Origin of the sequence: Cardinium endosymbiont of Philonthus spinipes (genome assembly GCF_964030745.1) — a bacterium.
In the GTDB taxonomy this organism is placed as follows: Bacteria; Bacteroidota; Bacteroidia; order Cytophagales; family Amoebophilaceae; genus Cardinium.
In genome coordinates this window covers 184370-206880 of record NZ_OZ034918.1, presented here as the reverse complement: position 1 = coordinate 206880, position 22511 = coordinate 184370, and the positions used below count along the sequence as shown (strand labels likewise).

General features: G+C 39.5%; 19 protein-coding genes and 1 tRNA gene. 9 read left to right on the top strand and 11 right to left on the bottom strand.

Annotated elements, in window-relative coordinates:
- Position 1: 1 nt before the first annotated feature.
- The 4 genes from AAHM81_RS00840 to AAHM81_RS00825 all read right to left on the bottom strand — a co-directional run bounded on the left by AAHM81_RS00840 (position 2) and on the right by AAHM81_RS00825 (position 3165).
- Positions 2-304 (bottom strand): YtxH domain-containing protein, encoded by a 303-nt coding sequence (locus tag AAHM81_RS00840; RefSeq protein WP_342265483.1) that lies wholly within the window; start codon positions 302-304, stop codon positions 2-4.
- Positions 305-336: 32 nt separating this feature from the next.
- Positions 337-1473, bottom strand: a complete 1137-nt coding sequence (gene nusB / locus AAHM81_RS00835; protein WP_342265482.1) for a transcription antitermination factor NusB — start codon at positions 1471-1473, stop codon at positions 337-339.
- A 15-nt stretch (positions 1474-1488) separates the two neighbouring features.
- Positions 1489-2601: a Glu/Leu/Phe/Val family dehydrogenase gene (locus tag AAHM81_RS00830; protein ID WP_342265481.1), complete on the bottom strand. Its 1113-nt coding sequence runs from the start codon at positions 2599-2601 to the stop codon at positions 1489-1491.
- A gap of 475 nt (positions 2602-3076) precedes the next feature.
- A tRNA-Ser gene (locus AAHM81_RS00825) sits at positions 3077-3165 on the bottom strand.
- Between the two features lie 211 nt (positions 3166-3376).
- On the opposite strand from AAHM81_RS00825, the gene AAHM81_RS00820 reads away from it, so the two are divergent.
- Positions 3377-4762 (top strand): ankyrin repeat domain-containing protein, encoded by a 1386-nt coding sequence (locus AAHM81_RS00820; RefSeq protein ID WP_342265480.1) that lies wholly within the window; start codon positions 3377-3379, stop codon positions 4760-4762.
- Here AAHM81_RS00820 and AAHM81_RS00815 read toward each other — a convergent pair.
- Together AAHM81_RS00815 and AAHM81_RS00810 are read right to left on the bottom strand one after the other, a co-directional pair.
- Entirely contained in the window at positions 4755-5324 is a 570-nt protein-coding gene (locus AAHM81_RS00815) for a non-canonical purine NTP pyrophosphatase (protein WP_342265479.1), read from the bottom strand. The genes AAHM81_RS00820 and AAHM81_RS00815 overlap by 8 nt on opposite strands.
- Positions 5325-5409: 85 nt before the next feature.
- Positions 5410-7701, bottom strand: coding sequence for a transglycosylase domain-containing protein (locus AAHM81_RS00810; RefSeq protein ID WP_342265478.1), 2292 nt, complete (start codon positions 7699-7701; stop codon positions 5410-5412).
- 187 nt (positions 7702-7888) lie between these two features.
- On the opposite strand from AAHM81_RS00810, the gene AAHM81_RS00805 reads away from it, so the two are divergent.
- The 4 genes from AAHM81_RS00805 to AAHM81_RS04665 all read left to right on the top strand — a co-directional run bounded on the left by AAHM81_RS00805 (position 7889) and on the right by AAHM81_RS04665 (position 13653).
- Positions 7889-9652 carry an AAA family ATPase gene (locus AAHM81_RS00805; RefSeq protein ID WP_342265477.1) on the top strand — a complete coding sequence of 588 codons (1764 nt, stop codon included), beginning with the start codon at positions 7889-7891 and terminating at the stop codon, positions 9650-9652.
- Between the two features lie 665 nt (positions 9653-10317).
- Positions 10318-11961: a putative glycoside hydrolase gene (locus AAHM81_RS00800; RefSeq protein ID WP_342265476.1), complete on the top strand. Its 1644-nt coding sequence runs from the start codon at positions 10318-10320 to the stop codon at positions 11959-11961.
- Between the two features lie 8 nt (positions 11962-11969).
- Positions 11970-13346, top strand: coding sequence for a LysM peptidoglycan-binding domain-containing protein (locus AAHM81_RS00795; protein ID WP_342265475.1), 1377 nt, complete (start codon positions 11970-11972; stop codon positions 13344-13346).
- Entirely contained in the window at positions 13333-13653 is a 321-nt protein-coding gene (locus tag AAHM81_RS04665; RefSeq protein WP_425286265.1) for a DUF721 domain-containing protein, read from the top strand. Before AAHM81_RS00795 ends, AAHM81_RS04665 begins: the two co-directional genes overlap by 14 nt.
- Here the strand turns inward: AAHM81_RS04665 and AAHM81_RS00790 are convergent.
- From AAHM81_RS00790 to AAHM81_RS00775, 4 genes are all read right to left on the bottom strand, one after another.
- Complete coding sequence (locus AAHM81_RS00790) at positions 13563-13805, bottom strand: hypothetical protein (RefSeq protein WP_342265474.1); 243 nt, start codon at positions 13803-13805, stop codon at positions 13563-13565. The genes AAHM81_RS04665 and AAHM81_RS00790 overlap by 91 nt on opposite strands.
- Before the next feature lie 115 nt (positions 13806-13920).
- A complete protein-coding gene (locus AAHM81_RS00785) occupies positions 13921-14727 on the bottom strand; it encodes an ankyrin repeat domain-containing protein (RefSeq protein ID WP_342265473.1) in 807 nt (268 codons plus the stop codon).
- 101 nt (positions 14728-14828) lie between these two features.
- A complete protein-coding gene (locus AAHM81_RS00780) occupies positions 14829-16823 on the bottom strand; it encodes a ComEC/Rec2 family competence protein (protein WP_342265472.1) in 1995 nt (664 codons plus the stop codon).
- Positions 16824-16851: 28 nt separating this feature from the next.
- The gene (locus AAHM81_RS00775) at positions 16852-17457 is read right to left on the bottom strand and encodes a ribonuclease HII (protein ID WP_342265471.1); all 606 of its coding nucleotides are present in this window, start codon (positions 17455-17457) and stop codon (positions 16852-16854) included.
- Positions 17458-17835: 378 nt separating this feature from the next.
- Between AAHM81_RS00775 and yidC the strand changes: the two genes are divergently transcribed.
- From yidC to AAHM81_RS00760, 3 genes are all read left to right on the top strand, one after another.
- Positions 17836-19539, top strand: a complete 1704-nt coding sequence (yidC, locus tag AAHM81_RS00770; RefSeq protein WP_342265470.1) for a membrane protein insertase YidC — start codon at positions 17836-17838, stop codon at positions 19537-19539.
- A 73-nt stretch (positions 19540-19612) separates the two neighbouring features.
- Positions 19613-20251 (top strand): Holliday junction branch migration protein RuvA, encoded by a 639-nt coding sequence (ruvA, locus tag AAHM81_RS00765; protein ID WP_342265469.1) that lies wholly within the window; start codon positions 19613-19615, stop codon positions 20249-20251.
- 61 nt (positions 20252-20312) lie between these two features.
- Positions 20313-20828 carry a hypothetical protein gene (locus AAHM81_RS00760; protein WP_342265468.1) on the top strand — a complete coding sequence of 172 codons (516 nt, stop codon included), beginning with the start codon at positions 20313-20315 and terminating at the stop codon, positions 20826-20828.
- Positions 20829-20842: 14 nt separating this feature from the next.
- Here the strand turns inward: AAHM81_RS00760 and AAHM81_RS00755 are convergent, their stop codons facing one another.
- Complete coding sequence (locus tag AAHM81_RS00755) at positions 20843-21706, bottom strand: deoxyribonuclease IV (protein WP_342265467.1); 864 nt, start codon at positions 21704-21706, stop codon at positions 20843-20845.
- A gap of 250 nt (positions 21707-21956) precedes the next feature.
- Here AAHM81_RS00755 and ppa point away from each other — a divergent pair, with 250 nt between their 5' ends.
- A complete protein-coding gene (gene ppa / locus AAHM81_RS00750) occupies positions 21957-22487 on the top strand; it encodes an inorganic diphosphatase (RefSeq protein WP_342265466.1) in 531 nt (176 codons plus the stop codon).
- The last annotated feature ends 24 nt before the right edge of the window (positions 22488-22511 follow it).

The following is a 22511-nucleotide window of genomic DNA, read 5'->3' as shown; positions in this document are numbered from 1 at the left end:
TTTAGTTCGTTTTTTGTTCCAGTTGGTCTGCGATGAGTTCTAATTCTTTTAAAATCTGTTGGGCAGAGTTGACCACCCCTGTAATGACCTCTTTACCAGTTACTTTAGCCTCGTTTGCAAGAGCGTGTTTGTTCCCTATGAGCTTTAGTATAAAGGTTTGTAACCGTTTTTTACATGACTTTAAGTTGTATAGCATTCCATCCCTGGCTACTGACCCTTTGGTAGGCGCAGACAGAATGCCTACAACCGCACCCAAGCAAAAACCCAAGCAAAGCATTACTAAATTTTCAGTTTTTTTTATCATGATTAGATTGATTAAAGTAATAAGCAGCCCACCTATCGTTTATCTTCTAGCCCTTTTAAAATACCCTCTAATACACCATTTATGAAAGAGCCGCTTTTAGAAGTGCCATACCATTTTGCTATTTCAATGTATTCATTTATAGATACTTTAAGGGGTATCTCTTGGCATTCAAGTAATTCCGCTAGGGCTAATTTGAGTATCAACTTATCCGTTAATAGGATGCGTTCATGATCCCATTTTTCAGCCTTTTCACCAATCATAGCCTCATAAAGCGGGTTGTTTTCTAGGACAATGGTCAAAAGGCGGTTGTAAAATGCTGCTTCCGTAGTCCATTTTTCCTCTAAATGATGCCAAAGTAGCGTAAATGTAGTAAAATCTTTTGTCAATAGCAGCATAAAGACCCGGGTTAAAAGCTTTTTTACCAGCCGTTTATGCTCATCCCAGTAGAGGTCTGCCATAGCTAAAAAATCGTTGATAGGACCCTCTTGGAATATAATCTTTTCAAGTATGTACTCCAAAAGTTTCACACCATTATCGGGACCTGATCTATACCACTTTGGTATTTCTGCAGCTTGGATAAACTGCCTAAACCAACTCTTCACTTGGTCTTGATCCTTAGCCCAGCTGATACCATTTTTATAAATGGCGTTGATCCAACTACGGTTATCATGTAGTTCCCTTAGCAAGGGGTCTTCTGCCAGCTGGCTGTTCAGTAGATGATCTGTTGGTTTGCATGGATCGTGTGATTGTTTTGCCAATTTGTACCACTCTACCAGCAATAGCAAAACATATAAAAGCCCTATATAGATGGATTCCTTGGATTGGCTAAATCCACCTTGTAAAAGAGCTTGCTCTTTTTGCAATGCTGCTAGGTAGTGGCAAAGATGGCCACGTACAGACTGCTCAATTTTTTTGTTTTCCACATAGGCAAAAGCCTCGGTAGGCAGCCCTGCTGCTACTGCTTTTGAGCAAAGTTCAACCGCTATACTTTGCTCTGTAGCACGTTGGGCTTTTTCGTCTAGTGCATCTAGAAAAGGATCAAATACAAAATCGTTTTTTACTTGTTCTACAGCCTCTTTCTTATGAGCTATTTGCGCAATAGTATAAGCGTAAAGATTTTGTAGCGCTTTTATACGAACGAAACGGCGAGGAATTAGGAAGGTTTCCATAAGTAAGTTTTGCAGCTATTGGCCAAGTTGTGCATTTTTGATGCTTTGAATACGTGCGATAGCCATTTCTTGCGCTATCTCCTGCGTTGGGCGAGCTGTTTTTGCAGCTTTATCTAATACATCAAGGCAGATGGTATAGAGCTGCTCGGTACGTTTTTTGACCAAATCTTTAGACCTAGGTTCTAATTCCGTAACGGCGTTGATTAGCCCCCCTGCATTGGCCAAAAAGTCTGGTGTATATATAATTCCTCTTTTTAGCAACAGTTTGCCATCTCGGTCTTGATCTGCTAGTTGGTTATTGGCTGCACCCACTACGATGGCACAATTCAGCATTGGAATGGTTGCACTATTTAAGGTGGCACCTAAAGCACATGGTGCATATATGTCTAGCGGCCGGCTGCATAACCGCTCAGCTGCTACTACTTCTACTTTGCAGACTTCCGTTATAGCTTGAAGCCGCTTGGCGCATATATCGGCTACATAGACAATCGCTTCCTCTTTGCAGAGCAATTGTGCCAAAAAGTAGCCCACTTTGCCTACGCCCGCTATACCAATTTTTTTGCCAGTTAAGCAATCTCTACCAAATGTTTTTTTTGCAGTAGCTTTCATGGCCATATAGACCCCATAAGCCGTATTCTCTGAGGGATCGCCACTACCCCCTGATGCGACAGGAAGGCCTATGACATGGCGGGTTGATTTTGCAATCTCTACCATATGCTCCATAGTAGTATTGTAGTCTGGTGCAGTAATGTAATGCCCCCCCAACCGCTCTATAAAAGTTCCATATTTGCGCAGCAGTGCTTCGGTAAGTTTCATGCCTTTTTTTTTCATAATCACAGCTTTTCCTCCTCCGCAGTTTAATCCAGCTATAGATGCTTTGTAGGTCATTCCCCTGGAAAGGCGCAGTACATCTTTGAGTGCATCTCGTTCATCTTGATATTCAAAAAAACGCAATCCACCAACAGCAGGCCCTAATGTAGTATCATGTATGCCCACAATGGCTTGCAAACCAGTTGCTTCATCTTGAAAATAGACCACTTGCTCATGCCCTTTTTGGGAAAAATGGATGGAATCATTTGAATAGTTGCTAAAAATATAATTCGAAATGGTTTGTTCTATTATTTTCATAGGGGCTGATAAAGGTTTTTTTGGTTAAAAGAATCGCCTCAATATACAAAAAAGCCAATAAATGAGGAGTCGTGGTGCGCATTTTTAGGAGCAGTTCAGTCAATGGCGTCAACTTAAGGAATTTGTCTTATTTTTTACCTGATTATAAGTATCTATTCACGCCTATGGCTGGGCCCCTTATCTCCTTCGATAAAAAGTCTGGCCCGATAGTAAATAGCTGAACAATAGATTGTTGCATTGCCTTTACTGCGCGCCAAATCTTTTATCGGTGGCCATAAGTGCTGCGTATACCAATACTCCATGTAAAAAATGCTATTCTATTTAATAGTCAACAATATTTATCTCTTAAGCCCGCGCCATTGGCAGTTCAGTAGCCAACATACTCAGGCTACAATTAAGGAGCATAGACCACAAAATGGCTATTAGCAAATTGTGTTTCGAAAGAAGCCTATGGACTAGCCAAAATCAGGAAGGGTGGAGTAGGGGGGATTCGAACCCCCGGTACCCTTTTAGAGGTACACCCACTTTCCAGGCGGGCACCTTAAGCCACTCGGCCACCACTCCAACTAGTGCAGCTAAATGTACAGCTTTTTTTTGAATTAGAAAAGATAGACTGCTTTCTCTATTTATTTATGCGTAAAAATGTGTAAGAGACATATAGTGAAAAGTCGCATATTATAAATTTTTAAAAAAATATGAACGAAATAGTATGATTAATCAATAAACTTTTTTATAATAAAAACGAAATGCTTTGTCAAGAGATTAAAAAATAATAATGATTATTGTACTGCTTTTATCTACCATTCTTTCGTGTAGTAGGTTAATCCATTATAGTGTAAACTCTGACAAAAAATTGCCAGACAAAACCCTTGTAGAATTGGCTGCCTTAGTGGGTAGCTTGCCTATCAAGCATAACCCCTTATGTGCACTAGACCAGGATGGCCGAAATATGCTGCACCATTGTGCTTTGAACAATCGACCAGAGAGTGTTCAATTATGCCTTTCGCTTCGGTTTCCAGATCATGCGTATGCCCGTCTTACTGCCAATCAACAAGATAAACTAGGCTATACTCCACTTCATTTGGCGGCAACATGTGGCCATGTAGTCGTAGTTGAAAAGTTGCTGGAAGTGGAAGCAGGAAGGAAGTCTATCAATGACGTAGATCGCTTCTGTAGGTCTGCGCTTCATTTTGCGGCAGCATATGGGCATGTAGAGGTAGTCAAAAAGTTACTGGAAGTGCAAGACCCACTTGTTGATGTAAATGCAAAAGATTCTTATCTTAACGCTCCGATTCATTTAGCAGCAATAAATGGCCATGTAGTCGTAGTTGAAAAGTTGCTGGAAGTGGAAGCAGGAAGGAAGTCTATCAATGACGTAGATCGCTTCTGTAGGTCTGCGCTTCATTTTGCGGTAGCATATGGGCATGTAGAGGTAGTCAAAAAGTTACTGGAAGTGCAAGACCCACTTGTTGATGTAAATGCAAAAGATTCTTGTCTTAACGCTCCGATTCATTTAGCAGCAATGCATGGTCATGTAGATGTAGTCCAAAAACTGTGTACGCATACCTATCCAAAGGTTAATGTTAATGCATTAGACGTTTGGTTGAACGCTCCGCTTCCTTTGGCAGCAGCAAATGGTCATGTAGCTGTGGTCGAAGTGTTGTTAAAACATGAAGACCTTTACATTGATAAAAAAAATTATTTTGCAAGCTCTGGCCTTAATGTGGCAGCAAAAAATGGTCATATAGCCGTAGTCAAAACGCTGCTAAAATATGGAGGCATTAACGCGCATACAATAGATGCTTCCGGTAGAACAGTCCTTCATTGGGCAGCAGAAAATGGTTATGTGGCTCTAGTTAAAGCCGTTCTGCATGGGGCGTTACTCAGCGATCTGGAAGATGTAGAGGTGAATATAAGGGATCGTTTTGGCCAGACTCCACTTCATTTGGCCGCAGCAAATGGTCATGCAGCTATTGTTGAAGTGCTATTGCAAGATGGCAGAGTTAATCCTCATATAAAGGACTATTCTAGTAGGTCCCCTTTAGCGTTGGCACGCCAAAAGTGTCATAAAGCTGTAGTTAGAGCATTTGTGAAAAATTCGGGTGTGCTCTATAAGAGAGGTTCTCGGCTGTTGAGCTTTTCATGTATCAGCATCAAATAGTTGAATGTGTAAGGTAATCTATCAGTAACATAAGTGCTTTATAGCGATGTGAGATTTTATTTTTTTGATCTTCTTCCATCATGGCATAGTTTATATGATATCCTTCTGGTTGAAAAATAGATTGCCAATTGGTTTGGTTTTCTGGCATGTTGCTAGACTGGGTAATGGTTCCATTCATGGTGCCCGTAAACAGCTTTACGGGCTGGTTTGGGCCTTCTGTATAGGCGAAAGTAGAGGTCGCTACTGCAGTTTTATCTTCAAAATCTGATAAAATTCGTACTAGTCCTTCTAAACCTATTTGCTGTATAAAAGTTTTAATGTAAGGCCCAGGCAAACCATTTAAACTATTAAAGGTGAATGCAGTATCTTCTACCAACACTGCATCTCCTATAATAGTAGCGGCAGTTATACATTTGTTAATGGCAATTTCATCTAAAGATGCTTGTAGCTCTGGTAATTCTAAGGGATGATGCACCAGCTTAAAAGTGGTGTTATTTCTTAAAATAGCTTGAACCTGTTGTAGTTTTAATAGATTGCTGGTGACAAAGTTGATTGTTTTCATAGGCGATTAAGAAATAGTCATATGCTCTATTTTATAATTTTTTAAAGCTAAACGCAACCATCGCATCTGCTCAGGACACCTATACCTAGAGTATTTTAGCTATATCTAATTCTATGGCTATTTTCTTTTTCTCTGGTGTACCCGTTGACTGATTGCTACTTGCATCGGTAGATTGGGGATCTGGCGTTTTGCTTTGAATAATATTTTTTACCTTTTCAGATAAGGTGTGGCCCGGGATCAAAGGTCCTTTTTTATAGACCAGAAGAGGGTCACTATACAGCCTTAACATAAATTTTTCCCATATAGGGCGTGCGGTTGCACTACCTTGTCCCAGTGCAAAATCTCTAAAATGAATGCAACGATCTTCTCCACCTACCCAAACACCTGTACAAAGGTTTTGGGTTAATCCGATAAACCAGCCATCTGAATGGTTGGACGTAGTACCCGATTTCCCCGCTATATCGTTTTGCCCCCTTAGTGCTAAGGGCACCCCATTTAAGGCACCTTCATCTAGTGAGCCTTGCAGCATATAGGTCATAAGATCAGCCGTATCCTCGTGAATGGCTTCATGCCGTTGGGGGATAAAGGTTTGTAATATATTGCCATGTTTATCTTCAATATGGGTAATAAAAAAGGGCTCCGTCCAAACTCCTTTGTTTAAAAAAGTACTGTATGCCCCTACCATTTCATAAATAGAAGCATCACTACAACCCAAACAAATGGCAGGAACTGGATCTAAGGGGCCTTGTAGGCCCATGCGCTTGGCGTAATCTACAACCAATTGAGGCGTAAGTTGCTTAATCAGATAAGATGTAATAGAGTTGTAAGACTTGGCCATAGCATATCGTAAGGTATATTGCTTTCCAGAGTAACTTTTCCAGGCATTTTGTGGCGTCCAAGTTGCCCCATTGGGTTGTAAAAAAGTAACCGGCTCATCTGTGACCAAATCTGTTGGCAAGTAATCATTATCCAATGCTACGGTGTATACTATAGGTTTAAAGGTTGAGCCAGTTTGCCGTTTACCCTGTTTCACATGATCGTACTGAAAATGTTTGTAATCAATACCACCTACCCAAGCTTTAATATGGCCTGTATAAGGGTCCATGGCCATACATCCGGCTTGTAATATCCTTCGATGGTATTTAAAGGCTTCTATAGGGCTTATTGTTTTTTGAATGGGGCCTTCCCAGGAAAATAATGTGGTGGATACAGGTGTATGCAATATTTTATCAATGGATTCGGTGTCTGTTCCATATTCTTTAAGCAACTTTTGGTAAAGTGTTGTTTTTTTTATCGCTTTTTCAATATAGTCTGCTATTTCGTTCCCATTTTCATGCACCCATGGATTTTGATCTTTCCAGTGTGCATCAAATTTATTTTGTAGTGTGGCCATGTGCTCTTTTACAGCAGCTTCTGCGTGTACTTGCACCCGGCTATCAATAGTAGTATAGATGCGCAGCCCATCTGCAAAAAGATCATAACCATTTTCTTGCGCCCATTTTAAGAGGAAGTCCCGTACTACCGCTCTAAAATAAGGCGCTATACCCTTTTCATAATTTTCTTCTTGATACTGTAATTCAGTAGGTATTTCACAAATAAGGTCGTATTCAGATTGTTTTAGAAAACCATATTTAACCATTTGGGATAGTACTACATTTCTAATATGGTTGGCACTTTCAGGATGCTTTATCGGGCTGTAGCGGGTAGGGGCACGCAATAGACCTACCAATAGTGCAGCCTCTTCTACGCGTAATTCGGCTGGTGTTTTGTTAAAAAAGGTGCGTGCAGCTACTTTTATACCATAGGTATTGCTTCCAAAGGTAACTGTGTTTAGATACATGGCTATAATTTCTTGCTTGGTATAAGCGCGCTCGAGTTGAACGGCTAGGATCCACTCTTTCGTTTTAAGAATCAGTTTACTCAGCAAGGGAATATTGGAACATTTGCCTCTATAGTTTGCCTCTCTTCTAATGTTGAAAAGATTTTTAGCCAACTGTTGGGTCAACGTGCTACCCCCTCCTTTGTTTTGTTGCAATACAATCGAAAGAAAAAAGGCACGCGATAATCCCCGTAAATCTATACCAGCATGTTGCTCAAAACGATAATCTTCTGAGGCGATAAGCGCATGAATCATATTAGGGGAGATTTCCTCATAGGTTACAGAACTTCGGTTGTTTCTAAAGTACTTGCCTAGTAAAATGCCATCAGCGGCATAGAGCTCAGAAGCGAGCTCACTTTGTGGGTTTTCTAACAAGTCTGTGGATGGCATGCCGCCATATAAATTGTAGAAATTGACTTGAACAGAAAAAAGGTAAATAGGAATGCCTACGACTACCGCTATAAAAAATTTCCAAATTATACCTATTATTTTTTCCATATGTTGTAACCTGCCTGTATCATTCTGTTGAATACAGCAATAAAAATATTCATAAATTTAACCTTTTTAAAACGAAAAAATATACAACTATAGTAGACTGATTTATTTATATTAGCTACTTTGAAGGTAAGCTATATAAATTTTAGCGTATGGGTTTCACATTAGGGCAATAGCAAAGCTATATGGTATGGAGGATAAAGGGTTAAATGCTGCTAGGAGGGTACGTATTCCTATTGGAAAAGCTAGTGCCAAACAGATGATAGATGCTGGTTTTTACGCAGATAAAACTGATTATATTTCTAAACTATTTGAAGATGAGGGAACTTATTACTTCTTTATAAGGCCACGTAGGTTTGGCAAATCATTACTATTGGATACCATAGACCAAATAGCCCAAGGTAATAAGGAACTGTTTAAGGTGTGTGCTATTGGTCAGCAAGAAAACTATGCGTGGAAGAAGTATCCTGTTATTTGGTTGAATTTTTCAGAGTTAACTTCTAAAAAAGCTTCTTTATTGGAAGAAGAGCTACAATATAAACTTTTAGAAATTTCAAATACATATGGCCTCCATGGATTAAAAGCTCCTTCACTTAGCACGAAATTGGGTGAGTTGATACATGCCCTAGGAGGGTTGCAAAAAGGTTACGAACCTATTCCCATTGTTTTAATTGACGAATATGACAGCCCATTAATTTCCTCTAAAAAAGAGCAATATGAAGATGTACTTGCCGTGCTTAGTTCATTTTTCAAAGTCTTAAAAAGTCGTCAAAAGGATTGTAAATTTATTTTTGTAACAGGTGTAACTAAATTTCATTTATCTGGACTTACCTCAGGTGCTAACTCGGCAAATGACATATCATTGCATGAAGATTATGCAGGGATGCTGGGCTATACAGAAGAGGATATTGACAATCTATTTCTTAGCAAGAATGCAATTATTAATCCTGTACTTGAAAGACTGAACAGCAAGAAGACGCAGGAAGAAAAGTACACACTGATTCAAATCAAACAAGAGGTAAAGGATTATTATAATGGTTATTGTTTTACAACTGATAAAATGGTAAGCGTTTATAATCCAGACTCCATACTAAGATTCTTTTATGCAAAAGATTTTGAGAATTTCTGGTTTAACTCTGGCAGTCCTACCATCTTATTGCAACAAATGAAGCAAAATATGCATCGGTTTAATATGGATTGGGATAAATGCAGTTTCTCAATAGATAAGGTGAGATTTAAACTGGTACATCCTTCGCTCCATGAAATGCCTTTGCTGCCATTGATGTATCAAACAGGATACCTCACGATGGATCTTGATCCATCTCATGTGCAGGATAAAAACAACCTGCTCTATCATTTGAGATTTCCCAACCAAGAAGTAAAATCTGCTTTAAAGCTTATATTAGCTGATTTTGTTGCTCAAGCCCAACAAGAAGCAGGGAAAGCATGTAGCATCTCTATTTTAGAATCTTTAAGAAAAGAAGCGTGGGTTTCTTTTCTTAACATGATTCGAAGCGATTGTTTAGCCAAAGCGGGTTACCGTTTCTTAGATAGAACTGAAAAAAGCTTTCAGGCCACTTTATATGTGTTTCTCAATGGTGCCTTTCATGCCACTCAAGAGACGCATGCTAGCGCTGAAAGAGATAGTGGCATGGGGCGTTTGGATATCGTTATGGAAGACCAGTACAATGGCCAAAGCACCGTTTATATTGTTGAGTTAAAAGTAGACAAGCCAGCTTTAGACGCTTTAAAACAAATACATAGTAAAGACTACAGCCTTCAATATGGCACATATCGTAAAAAGGTCCTTATAGGTTTAACCTGTGATGCTACAAAGCTTAATATTACAGAGGCAGTTATTCAAGTGCATCAAAAGGATGATGAAAATGACTTTAAGGTAATGTCAAGTAAAAATTTTACAATTAATAGCGATGGGTATTTTGAAACAACATAAAAATTAGGATCGTTTTCGATCTTTTGGTTTAAGCATAGTTGACCGAATAATTCGGACAAAAAACATTAATTTGTTTTCCGTATCGTTTAGCTTGAGGGTTTTATAAAGTCTTCCAGGGGATAGCAACAAGATTATAAATTGTATGCGTTCAACGTTATGGTCGTAATAGTAAAATGCCCTGAACTTTTTACCGAACCAACCCTGCGTTCCCTTCGATAAAAAATAGCGCTCTAGTACAACACGAACACCTGAGCGAAGGAGATAATGGGGCCAGCCACAGGCGTGTAATGAAGTTCCTTAAAAAACTAGAAAAAATGCGTTTTCAACCACAATGCTGAGTAAAAAAATAAGATAAATTCCTTAAGCCCGCGCCATTGCGTGAGCAGATACTATGAATTTTAATTCAGAAGAAAAAACTAATATAGCATTAGCTTTCTTAACCTTAAAGAAGGTCTAATGTTAGCCAGGTTATTATCCAAGTTATGTACAAGTCCAGATTTAAGATAGTGTTGTTTATGTTTCTCTTCCTTAAAAGTCCCTATTTGTGGGCTTCTGGTATGGGAAACTATCGATTAAGTTTTCTGGGAGAGCTGGAAAAAAGGGTTGGAAGCGGTTGGGTGGTTGTGCAAGGGAAGGGTTTGCCTTTGCGCTGGATATATCCAGCAATGGAAAAAAGACCCCTCACCGCTGTTGCCAGCACACTGGCTAGGCCCGAGCAAGTTGTTGTAACAACAGGTGAGGAAATATTTTTATCGCAAGATGGTGGTGGTGCTTTTACGCTGGTAGCGGATAAGCATGCCCTTTCTTATTTGTCCTATTTTACCTCAGTCGCTATTTCAGAAAAAGATTCGAATGAATGGATTGTCGGCACTTCTTATAATGGTTTTTACCTCACACGAGATGGAGGAAGGAGCTGGAAGGCTATACCGGTAACGTTAAAAGGCCTTCGTTTTGGTGGTCACTATCACGAAACGATTAATGATATAGCCTATGATCTTGCCAATCCTGATAAAGTTTATTTTGCTTATGGGCCTTATGGAAAGATGGGTTTGCTCCATATCAAAACAGGTTTTATGGAGCCCATAGCCCCCCTACCAGTGCCACATGGCATTGTTTCCCTATCCACCGTTGGTTCAGATGCGCAGCTGATTGCGCAAACGCAATCAGCTGTTTGGTGTTTTCGTAAGAACAAGTGGCTAAAAAATGGCATACTGCCTCCCAACTGCTCACCTTATTTTTCCGAAGCTAGACGAAAAAAGGTGCAAGACAAACGAGGCATTTATCTAACCGCTTGGACAGCTAGCAATCTAAAGGACTTACGAAAGCATTTGTTGTTTATCAAGGAGCATGGTATGAATGCCGTTGTAATTGACTGTAAAGATGACTTTGGTTATATTACGTATAATTCTCGGGTTAAAATGGCCAGCGAAATCAAGGCGATTCGTCCCATGCTAGATATACAGGCGATTCGTGCCTTAGCAGATGAGCTAGATATTTATCTGATTGCTCGTGTGGTCCTTTTTAAGGATGAAAAACTATATCGATATGCCGGAAATGGCTATGCATTATGGGATAAAAAAAGGAATGCACCATGGGCCCATTTTATAAAAACCCCTACAGGCCAACTGGTTCAACGAGAATACTGGGTGAATCTCTTTTCGCCTGAAGTTTGGGAGTACAACCTCCAAATTGCCCAGGAGTTGCAATCTCTAGGTATGGATGAGATTCAATTTGACTACATCCGGCTGCCTTCAGAGGGGCCTCTTCATACCATTTCTTGTCGTCATAATAACTATGAAATGAAGGCTATAGATGCCCTAGAGTCTTACTTAAAGAGGGCGCGTGAAGTCTTGACCTTACCTATCTCTGTCAACGTATTTGGCTATAACGGTTGGTTTTTGACCAACGCACTGGGGCAAAATATCCAACGGCTAGCCCTTTATGTAGATGCGATTTCTCCTATGACCTATCCTTCTCACTACCACACTACCTTTTTAGGGACTACGCCATATTTCAAAAAAGCCCATCTGCTGTATAAAGTAGGCTCAGATCGTTCCGCCTTCTATACCAAAGAACAAGTTTGTATTCGTCAGTATGTACAAGCCTTCCTTTTGGGAGCAGAAAGGAAATTTTCAGAAGAGGTCTATTGCAATTATATGAAAGCGCAAATAGCCGGCGTCTATGGTTCAAAAGGGTCAGGCTTTTTACTCTGGAATGCTTCCAATAACTATTACATGGTAAAGCAGGGTTTGCTTCGTTCTCCATTATCGAGTTTGTCTAAGTATAGCTGGGCTACAGGTAAAAAATGATTTGATCTATGCGTTGGATTTTTGTTGTTATCGCCTTGCTACCATTTCCTGGATGGGCTATTGATACGCCTCAATCAATCGTGGTGCCGCAAGTAGTCCGGTTTGCAAACATGCGATTGAGGCTTACGCGTGGTGCCCGTAAACGTGTGCAAGCAAAAGTAGACCAGTTGACCCGATCTGCCAGGTCGTTTAATCAAATATTAGAGCGCACCCATCTTTTTTTTCCTATTATAGAAAAAATATTGTCTGATGAAAATGTTCCAGATGATTTTAAATTCCAAGCTGTGCATGAAAGTATGCTTGTCGGCCATGCAGTAAGCCACACCCAAGATGTTGGATTTTGGCAAATTCAAAAGGCAACTGGCTTGGGTTTACGTTTAACCATTGATCATCTTGTAGATGAGCGAATGCACTTAATTCAGTCGACAAAAGCGGCAGCCCGTTTTTTAAAAATCCAGTACCAATATTTTGATAGTTGGCTGGGCGCATTACTGGCCTATAATAGAGGTAGGGCAGGGGCTGTAAAGCTATTTCCTTCCCGTTTCCGTGGCGCCAAAATCGTACGTTTAGATGATCAGACCGACCACTATATCATTTCTGTTATCGCTACTAAGCTGGCCTTTGAAAAGATGGCTGGAAAAAAGCAGCATGCAAAGCTACGGCTATTTGTTTATGATCAAGGTCACCATGGCCAAAGATTGGAAGATATTGCTATGCATTTAAAAATAGAAGCAGGATTATTACTCGAACACAATCGGTGGCTTAGAACGGCTGTAGTACCACCTCATACAAGGTGTGCTTTGCTGGTACCATTACTCCATGCCCACGCTCCTATGCATCCTGTGCTAAGCCTTTCTAAACCAATAAAAAATAAATCACTTAAACAGAAACAAACAGCAGTAGTACCCAAGCAAAAGTCTTCCCAATCTGGTCATATAGATTATGCCAAGTATGTAAAATCTCCCTTTCCTGAGATGAAGTCTTTACAAGATACCCGTTCTGCTAGATTGGTTAAAGCCAATGGTAGATTGGCTATTGTTGCAAAAAAAGGAGATACCATTCCCTGTTTAGCCAAGTTAGGTGGCTTGGCTATAGATCAATTTCTTCTTATAAATGAGATTAAAAAAACGCACCAGTTGATACCAGGAACTATATATTATTACAGTCCAAAAGGCAGTAAAGGTGGTACCCATTATCACGTTGTGGCACTGGGCGAAGATATGTGGAGCATTGCCCAACGGTATGGCATGAGACAAGCTGCACTTTTGGAAAAGAATCGCATGAAGCAGGTAGAACCGTTAGAAAAGGGACGTGTATTATGGTTACGATTTATTAGGCCTCGAAAGATTCCAGTGGAATACCACCATGTAGATGCTCCATTTTAAAATCTTATTCATTATGCAGGATGCACATCAGATGAAAAGCCTTAAAGAATTGGTCAATAGGTTTCTTGAAACCTCTCCTTTTCAGAAACAACTCACATCAGCTATGGCACGTGCTGCATGGCATAAAACCATGCCTAAAGCAGTGTGTGATAGAACAGAAAAGCTTTACATACACGATAACAAGGTTTTTTTAAAAATTACCTCTGCTCCTTTGCGTCATGAGTTACAGTTTAATAAAGATAGAATCCTTATCATGCTCCATGAAGCCATGGAGGGTGCTTCATTGCAGGATGTTGTTTTTTTGTAATAGGGATTGATTACATGTATCTGTTCAACACTATGGTCATAGTGATAAAATGCCCCTGTAAAAAGTTTCGAAATAGAAGCCACCCCTTGCAGATGATTGGGAAAAACAGCTTCCTTTGAAGCCCGCGCAGCGGGCGACTTCTGTTTTTCCATCTGTAAGGGGTGGCTTCCGGAACTTTTTGCCGAGGGCTTGATTTTTTGTCCACTTTTTTATCAAGAAAAAAGTGGAATACAATTCATTATTAACCAGTGACGTGAATAGATACGATTACATTATTGTTGCAGTAAGTTTTACGCACTGCTTTATGAATCCTCCTGCATGGGCTGAGTGCATAGGATTTGCTGTACGCCCAAAACTATCTTGTGCATTTGCATCAGCACCATACTCTAATAGTAAGCTAATCATTGCTTTAGCCGTCTTTGTATGAGGAAACATTGCTGCGAGATGCAGTGGGGTAAACATCGATAAGAAGTAATGCCTACATGGCTCATTTACATTGGCACGATATTCCAACAACAACTTAGCTATTTCTACATAACCATTTTCTACTGCTAGATGCAGTGGGGTATAACCGTTTGAAGACCATATATCTACATTAATTTTATTATGAGCATGAGCAAGTAAATAGCGCATAGCTTGTAGATTTTTCGTAAAAACTGCTATATGTAAAGGAGCCCATCCTTTATTATCTAATAAATTCGATGATTCTCTATGATAATCAATAAAGAGTTCTATGCACTTTTTTTGCAGCACAGGAGACAATTTGCACTTTTTAAGGTTTCGTTGAGTCGATTGAAAATCTTTGATAAATGCATGCAGCGGGAATTCACTACTAGCTACATTTTTGCTAGATCGATCTACAGACTGGATGCATGCACGCCACCACTTTTCCATTTTTTTATCATGAATCTGCTCCAGAAGCTGTTGTATAACTTTGTCTGCAGCTTGCTTGCGTACGTCTTGCGGGTTTTTCAAACCCACAGAAGGGGAATATAGCTGTGACAGGTTATATACTCTACTACAGCCTAAATAAAACAATACAATGCTACTAAATAAAATCACTTTCCGGTTCATAATAAAATAACGTAAATTTTTGTTTATGAAGCAATAGGATATAATATAATAGACCATAAACCGTTTGGTGCACTGCTGCGCTAAAATACATTTTCCCTATGCTATAGATTTTTAGGCCAGCTGAATACCTTTTTCGCACCTGGTTGTAACCAAATGACTGCTAAGCTTAATGTTTTAATGGCTGGGTGGTAATAAAATGGACGGACCTCTTTGGTATATATCACCAATGTTTTGATGTTACATACTTTCAAAATAATATCCATATCAGAGAGTAGTTTTTCATCTATCAGTAAATAGTCTATATCCAGTTTCGCGCCATGCCATCTATGCCAATCAATGGGAATCTTATCAATGGTCAAGATCATTTTTTTATACCAGCTTGCTATTGTGCCTCCAGCATAGTGTCGTAGTGGACTACTCTTTGAAAGAGGTCTATTACAGCCTAAAGTCTCTATGCCATCTTTTAAAGTAAAGGATAGTTGATGGTGGTTGCAACAGATCATCTTACATTGTTTTTGTTTGGATAGGATAAGTTGCAGTTGATCTATACTATAAAATAGGGTGCATATACTGATGGTAACAGGATAAATCAGCTGTTTGTATTGCAAGAACAGACTGGTTGTAAGGAGCACAACATATAGTAAACAAGCAGAACGGCCATTTACAGCACAGCAGGAAAGGGTGCTCATCGGCCATTTTGCCACCCAACAAACCCATCCATTGGTGGCAACAATCAGTTTATTAAGTATAAAACCTAGTAGTGTACCTACTATAGGCAAATGGCTACCCACTAACAATGCCAGGCTAAGCATTAGAATGGCAAAAATAGCAGGTATCACCAACCAATTAGCGATGATAAAATAGAGTGGAAACTGTTTAAAGTAAAATAGTATAAGTGGTAGTGTACTCAATTGTGCAGCAATAGACAGCGTAGTAGCAGTCCATATTTTCTGTAGCCAATAATTTTTCAGGGTAGTGAGGCGATGGATAAAAGGTTGTAGGTAAAGTATGCCTAACGTGGCTGAATAGGAAAGTTGAAAACCACAGTTAAATAGTAACAATGGGTTCCACAATAGTAACCCAAATGCAGAGACAATCAGTCCATTGTAACTGTTAGATCCCCTACCCATTAGCAACCCTAGTCTAGCCATGGTGATCATAATTGTTGCACGCACTATAGGAGGGGTAAAATCGCAGAGCCCAGCATATAGCCAAATAAAAAGCAGCGACAGCAGCTCTGGTAATATCCAATAACCTATTCTGCTAAACACAAATCTAAAAATAGTCTTCATAATCAGGTACAACATGGTTACATGTAAACCAGAAATAGCCAATACATGAATGGTACCTGTTTGAGCATAGGCTTTTTGTAAATCCGGGTTTAAACCATCTTTTTCCCCCCATAGGAGTGCAGCAACCACCCCCCTGGCCGTTGTGTCTTGGAGCTGTTTTTCGAAGATTTGACTGCACCACTCCCTAATCACTCTAACCCATTGTCTATTTTTACAAACTGGTTGCAGGTAGATAAAATCTCGATCGATTTGCTTTAAAACATGACGATGCATCGAGGGGTGATAAAAGGATGCATAAGGAGGTGGTAGTTCCCTGTTTTTAGATGGTACGATGCGAGTTGGTGTGCCAGAAATCAATAGCGTATCTCCTTTTTGTGGTTTATAACCAGACTTTTTTGAAAAGAACAGTTGTATAGATGCAGGATGCTTGTGCCAACCTGAGTTTGCTTTTATATGTGTAATTAAAGCTTTGCAGCTGAGCGAATGATAAACTTTTTGAATAGAGGCTGTATATCCCTCTATAGGCTGATTGGTCCATGTAAGCAGTTTTTGGTATGGTGCGATTTGTAATACTAGGTTGCTATACCCTACTAAAAAAATCACTAGCAGGCCTATTATATGAGGCCATTTCGAAAGAAGTCTGGCAGCTTTAAATCCTATCCAGGTAACCAAATACAGCATCTTTAGTGCAATCAAAAGCATAACTGCATGGAATGGCTCTATTGGGCAGCAGATGGCTATTAGCACACCACTTATATAAACCAATAGTAAACGAAAGAGAGGAAAAGCAACAGCGCTTAACATACTAAGCTTGATTCAAAACGCTAAAAAGTTAAATTTCTTTATAAGAAAAGCTTTTTCGGTGGTATAAAGTAAGGCCAAATTGTTTAATAATTTGCTTATGTGTTGGCGTTGCATAGCCTTTGTTTTTTTTCCAGTTATAAGCAGGAAAGTCTTTATCTAACTTTTCCATATAACGATCTCTATATACTTTAGCCAGTATGCTTGCTGCCGTAATGGCAGCATAGATCTGGTCTCCCTGGGGAATGCATTGGTGTGGAATCGTTTTATATCCATCAAACGACCGTCCAGCAACTAATAGTAGGTTGGGTAATGTTTTTAATTGATCAAGTGCCTTATGTATTGCAAGCTGAGCTGCATTTGGCACACCGCTTCTATTAATTTCTTCATGGTCCACCATAGAGATGCTCCATCCAACAGCATGTTGTTGAATGATACTGTACAGATGAATTGGTAGGGTGGTAGCTAGCTTTTTAGTATTGTATAGTACTTCGTTATAAAAAGCACTTGGTAGTATTACAGCTGCCCCAACAATAGGGCCTGCTATTGCGCCTGTCCCTGCGTGATCGCAGCCAGCTATATGGGATGCGTGATAGTCTTTGTATTCAGATAGTAGTGGTTTATGTAGTCGCACCATATTCAAAATACTTTAATTGGTTTACCCATTATCGACTAAATAGTACACTTGTTTGGCAATATCTATGTTTTTCAGGCAACATTCTTATAAAGTAAAAAATTTTATTTAAAAAAAATAATCCTATCTCTTACGCTGAGCAATTTGTAGGAGAGATGGCTCGCTGATTACAAATAGCTCTCAAAAGAGGTCTATTCTTGTAAATAATAATTATATTTGCTCTTATCTATCTTTATGAAGCAGCGCTATGCTTTCAGCTATGCCGTATAGTCTTTCATTTTTGAGATTAGCCTAAATTTTTCTTTACTCTATATGGTTTTAGATAAAAATAAATTTGCTCGGTTGTTTTTGATATCAGCAGGTTTTCTGGTTTACTTTTATGTGTTTAAACCTAAGTTAGAGAAGCAACTTACTGCACCACCTGCCCATGCTACTGATCAGACAATCCCCTCTTTAGCTGGGTCCAGCCCATTGGTTCCTAGTCCATTTACTACTGCGTTTCAGGGAGAAGACAAAGATATAGTAGTTGAAAATGAACTATTTAAAGTAGTCCTTGGCACCAAGGGAGGTATGATCAAAAAGGTTGTACTTAAAAAGTTCAAAGACAAGTATGGAAAAAAATTGGTCTTACTGGATGAGCAGAGCAGTAATATGGGGCTTTCTTTGCTGCATCAAAATATGCGTATAGAGACCAAGGATTTATATTTTCACACTCAGGCTAACCCTACATATACACTAAAAGAGGGTGAGGAGGTTAAAATAGTTTTCCATATGGAGGTGGCTCCAGCGCAATATTTGGAGCAATCTTTTTCGTTTACTGGAAATAGTTACCAAATCGACTATAGCTGGCATGCTGTTGGGATGGAAAGTTATCTCAACAAAACCACGCAGGCAGCTTTCTGCTGGAATATGGATATGAGAAGCTTAGAGGCCGATGATAAAGCAGATGCTTCTAGAAGTACAGTCCATTATTATTTATCAGATGAAACCTTTGATAAACTAAAAGAATCATCGAGTGAAGCTGAAAAAAAGAAAATAGAAGCCCCTATCAAATGGGTCAGTATCAAACAACGTTTTTTCTCTTCTGCCGTTATTGCACAAGATGCTTTTGCTGCAGGGGAGCTGCGCATGGAGCCAGTGGTATCAACAGATGTTACGAAGTCTGTAGCGCTATCCCTGCCACTATCTCAAAAAAATAAAACAGAAGGCCATGGCCAGTTCATTTTTTTCTTTGGTCCCAATGATTATAAAATCCTTAAAAAGGTTACGAAAGGGTTTGAGCAAAATTTACCCTTGGGATGGCCGGTAGTCAAGTGGGTGAATCAGGGAGTAATTATTCCACTTTTTTATTTTTTGGAAAAGCATTTTTCTAATTATGGCCTGGTCATCTTCTTCTTGGTTATTATCATCAAATTGCTTTTGATGCCACTTTCCTATAAGTCTTGTATTTCTATGGCTAAAATGCAGGTTCTCAAGCCAGAACTCGATAAGATAAAGGAGAAATATAAAGATAACTTACAAAAAGCTCAGATTGAGCAAGTAGCCTTTTATAGAGAATTCGGTATTAATCCATTGAGTGGCTGCATGCCTATTTTACTCCAAATGCCCATTCTGATGGCTATGTTTCATTTCTTTCCTCATGCTATTGCACTTCGGCAAGCCTCTTTTTTATGGGCAAAGGATTTATCTACCTATGATAGTGTCATGCGCCTTCCCTGTACGATACCTGTCTATGGTAACCATGTCAGTTTGTTTACACTCTTGATGGTGTTCTCAACCATTTTATATACGCGATCTAGTAGCCAAAGTGGTCCAAAAGAGGGTCCTATGAAGGGCTTATCCTATATCATGCCTTTTGCTTTTATGTTTGTTTTAAACACATTTCCTGCTGGGTTAAGCTTTTACTATTGTATCTCTAATGTTATGACTTTTCTTCAGCAGAAGCTTATAAATTACTGGGTAGATGCAGCTAGCATTAAAGAAAAGTTGATGGCTAGGCAGCAAAAGGTCAAACAGCATGGTAAGCTTTCTTTTCAATCTAGGGTTGCTGCTGCCATTGAGGCTAATAATAAAAAGAAAAAATAAGGCCTGGTTGGCTAACTATTTTACGGTGGAGAACTTTATAGGATATTAGGGGTATCGGTTTGGTCAAAATAGTTTGCTTATCAGGCAAAAACAGCATAGTGTTGGATCTATGATTGCCCAACTTACAGGAAAATTACTGCATAAGGAGCCCACTTACATTATGGTAGATGTAGGGGGGGTAGGGTATGGCTTACATATTTCCTTGTATACTTTTGATCAGATCAAAGCCTTGGATAGCTGTACCTTGTTGACCATTATGCAAGTAAAAGGTGAAACCCCTACCCTTTATGGTTTTTATACGACAGAGGAAAAGTCCTGGTGGTTGTATCTAACTACCGTTAGTAGCATTGGTCCAAAGACTGCTTTGACCATTTTATCTTCCTTAGCGCCTGGCGTTTTACATAAGGCTATTTTAAGTAAGGATACCCGTTTGCTTACCTCTATTAAAGGGGTGGGCGCAAAAGCTGCGCAGCGCTTGATACTCGAATTATCAGATAAAGTGCAAAAATTGGATTACATGCAGGATCCAGTTCTATCACAACCAACTGCCAACAAAGTAGACCAAGATGCCATAATGGCTTTAATCCAACTAGGGCTTACCCAAAAAATCGCAGAAAAGGCGATTGCAACTGTAAGGGAACAGGCATGCACTCCCCTGACCTTAGAAGCATTGATTAAAAAGGCCTTGCAGCCACATTCTGCTAGTAACTAGCAAATTAAATTTGATGAAAATCAATAGCATATCAAAAATTTTATGCATAATACCCCTCATTATGCTCCTTATAGGCTTCAAGAGCACAGCTACTTCTAAGGGGGAGCCTAGAGGAATATGGGCCATACCGCTTGGTATAGGAGTAAACTGGAAACCTAAAGCTGAAGCAAAAAATCATGGATGGATGGGTTTGGTGGCTACTACAGGTATAAAGTGGGAGAAGCGGTTTTCTACGCGGTATACATTTTCTGCTGGCCTGCTATGGGGCCTATTCTTACCAGATATGTTTATGAAAAATAAGCCGGTAGACTTCCGTATACTAAAAGTTATTGTAATCCCTTACAACTTAGCCTTATTGTTACCTATGACCTCTCTTCAGCTTGGTTATTTGGTTAGTAGCCACTGGCATCTCTCTTGTGGGCTAATTTATTTATACGCTGCAGCATTCAATGTCCATTATTTGATCTCTTCCAAAATAGCGCTTAATGCTAAGTGTTGCCTATTTCTAGATAAGATCTTTATGGGCCATGGCATCCATTTGGGTTTTGCAACCATAGGTATAGAGTGGAGGCTATAAAGGATGATGCAGCGCTAATAAAAACCTTTTAGCTGTTGGATTTCTTTGGCCCACATCGTTTCGCCATTAGGTGTTTCTAGATATTTAGGAATCGTTCTAAGTTTTGAATGCTGCATGATGGCTTGAAAACAAGCCATGCCTATTGCTCCATCTCCCAAGTTGGCATGCCGGTCTTTTCTTGACCCAAATGGCATCATTGAATCATTCACATGCAAAGCATAGAGATGGTTTAAGCCAATGGTTGATTCAAATTGAGTCAATGTAGTTTCCCATCCATCCAGTGTGCGAATGTCATACCCTGCTGCAAAGATATGACAAGTATCTATACAGACACCAATAGGGACTACCTCTTTGACCCGTTCAATAATATAGGCCAACTGCTCAAAAGAATGGCCAACTGTAGAACCTTGACCTGCGGTAGTTTCTAGTAACAAACGTAAAGGCGTTGCTTGTTGAAAAAGCGGTTCAAGGCTCCATAAACTTTGCACAATGCGGTCCAAACAAGCTTCCGCACTATCGCCTGTTGCAGCTCCTGGATGAAAGTTTAGATAACTGATTTTTAAATCTAAACAACGTTGGATTTCTTCCACAAAAGCACTCCGACTTTTAGCCAATAACGCTTCTTTGTTTGACCCAAGGTTGATCAGATAACTTGCATGGCTCATCACCTGTTGCATAGCGGTTGTCTCTAGCATATGGTGCCATGCATCCAACATTTCTTTGCTTAATAGCCTGCTGGTCCATTGGCGTTGATTGCTGGTAAAAAGTTGTATAGTAGTAGCCCCTATGGTGGTACCATGGTGTAATGCGTTGTGGAGTCCCCCTTGCGTAGAGGTATGGGCACCAAGTAGTGGTATATCTATTGCTTTGTCTGTCATATAGGTTGCGGGGTTTCGTTATCTTTAATAAAGATACAACTATTCTATACAACCTATTTAAACTAATTTTAGTAGAGACCTTCTGCAAAAGCGCAACGCAAGCCTAGTTTTGGTACTGAAGTTAACGCAAAATTTGTAATTTATACAGCTAGCCTTCTTTGGAAACGCTAATTGCTGCTATGTAACCTATTAGATGGTTGGGTCTAAATTAGGTATAACTACACATTGTTTATTTAAATTATAAAAAGGAATGAATATAGAAAAGATATCATTAGGAGATGATTTTCCAAATGAATTGCATGTCATCATTGAAATTCCAATGCATCATGACCCTGTAAAATATGAAATGGATAAGTCCTCTGGCACTTTATTTGTAGATAGGTTTATGCCAACGGCTATGTACTATCCTTGTAACTATGGATTTGTGCCCCATACAGCTTCTGGAGATGGAGACCCTACAGATGTGTTGGTGGTAACTACTTATCCTATTATATCTGGTGCAGTGGTTAAAGCTAGACCTATTGGCGTCTTATTGATGGAAGATGAGTCTGGTTTTGACGAAAAAATTATTGCACTTCCCTTAAAAAAAGTAGCCCCTGAATTTGCGCATGTTGAGCATATTGACCAATTAAGTAGCCTGTTGCAAGGGCGTATCATACATTTTTTTAGCCACTATAAGGATTTAGATGCGGCAAAATGGGTTAAAGTGCAGGGGTTTGCAGGAAAGGAAAAGGCTGTAGAACTGTTAATAGAAGCCGCACAAAGGTCTAAGGATCGGTAATCAAGTTAATAGGTTTACTTTCTT

Bases quoted from the DNA above. Each gene is read 5' to 3' on its own strand.
- AAHM81_RS00840 (WP_342265483.1), bottom strand. From the start codon at position 304: ATGATAAAAAAAACTGAAAATTTAGTAATGCTTTGCTTGGGTTTTTGC.
- nusB (WP_342265482.1), bottom strand. From the start codon at position 1,473: ATGGAAACCTTCCTAATTCCTCGCCGTTTCGTTCGTATAAAAGCGCTA.
- AAHM81_RS00830 (WP_342265481.1), bottom strand. From the start codon at position 2,601: ATGAAAATAATAGAACAAACCATTTCGAATTATATTTTTAGCAACTAT.
- AAHM81_RS00820 (WP_342265480.1), top strand. From the start codon at position 3,377: ATGATTATTGTACTGCTTTTATCTACCATTCTTTCGTGTAGTAGGTTA.
- AAHM81_RS00815 (WP_342265479.1), bottom strand. From the start codon at position 5,324: ATGAAAACAATCAACTTTGTCACCAGCAATCTATTAAAACTACAACAG.
- AAHM81_RS00810 (WP_342265478.1), bottom strand. From the start codon at position 7,701: ATGGAAAAAATAATAGGTATAATTTGGAAATTTTTTATAGCGGTAGTC.
- AAHM81_RS00805 (WP_342265477.1), top strand. From the start codon at position 7,889: ATGGAGGATAAAGGGTTAAATGCTGCTAGGAGGGTACGTATTCCTATT.
- AAHM81_RS00800 (WP_342265476.1), top strand. From the start codon at position 10,318: ATGGAAAAAAGACCCCTCACCGCTGTTGCCAGCACACTGGCTAGGCCC.
- AAHM81_RS00795 (WP_342265475.1), top strand. From the start codon at position 11,970: ATGCGTTGGATTTTTGTTGTTATCGCCTTGCTACCATTTCCTGGATGG.
- AAHM81_RS04665 (WP_425286265.1), top strand. From the start codon at position 13,333: ATGCTCCATTTTAAAATCTTATTCATTATGCAGGATGCACATCAGATG.
- AAHM81_RS00790 (WP_342265474.1), bottom strand. From the start codon at position 13,805: ATGGAAAAACAGAAGTCGCCCGCTGCGCGGGCTTCAAAGGAAGCTGTT.
- AAHM81_RS00785 (WP_342265473.1), bottom strand. From the start codon at position 14,727: ATGAACCGGAAAGTGATTTTATTTAGTAGCATTGTATTGTTTTATTTA.
- AAHM81_RS00780 (WP_342265472.1), bottom strand. From the start codon at position 16,823: ATGTTAAGCGCTGTTGCTTTTCCTCTCTTTCGTTTACTATTGGTTTAT.
- AAHM81_RS00775 (WP_342265471.1), bottom strand. From the start codon at position 17,457: ATGGTGCGACTACATAAACCACTACTATCTGAATACAAAGACTATCAC.
- AAHM81_RS00760 (WP_342265468.1), top strand. From the start codon at position 20,313: ATGCTCCTTATAGGCTTCAAGAGCACAGCTACTTCTAAGGGGGAGCCT.
- AAHM81_RS00755 (WP_342265467.1), bottom strand. From the start codon at position 21,706: ATGACAGACAAAGCAATAGATATACCACTACTTGGTGCCCATACCTCT.
- ppa (WP_342265466.1), top strand. From the start codon at position 21,957: ATGAATATAGAAAAGATATCATTAGGAGATGATTTTCCAAATGAATTG.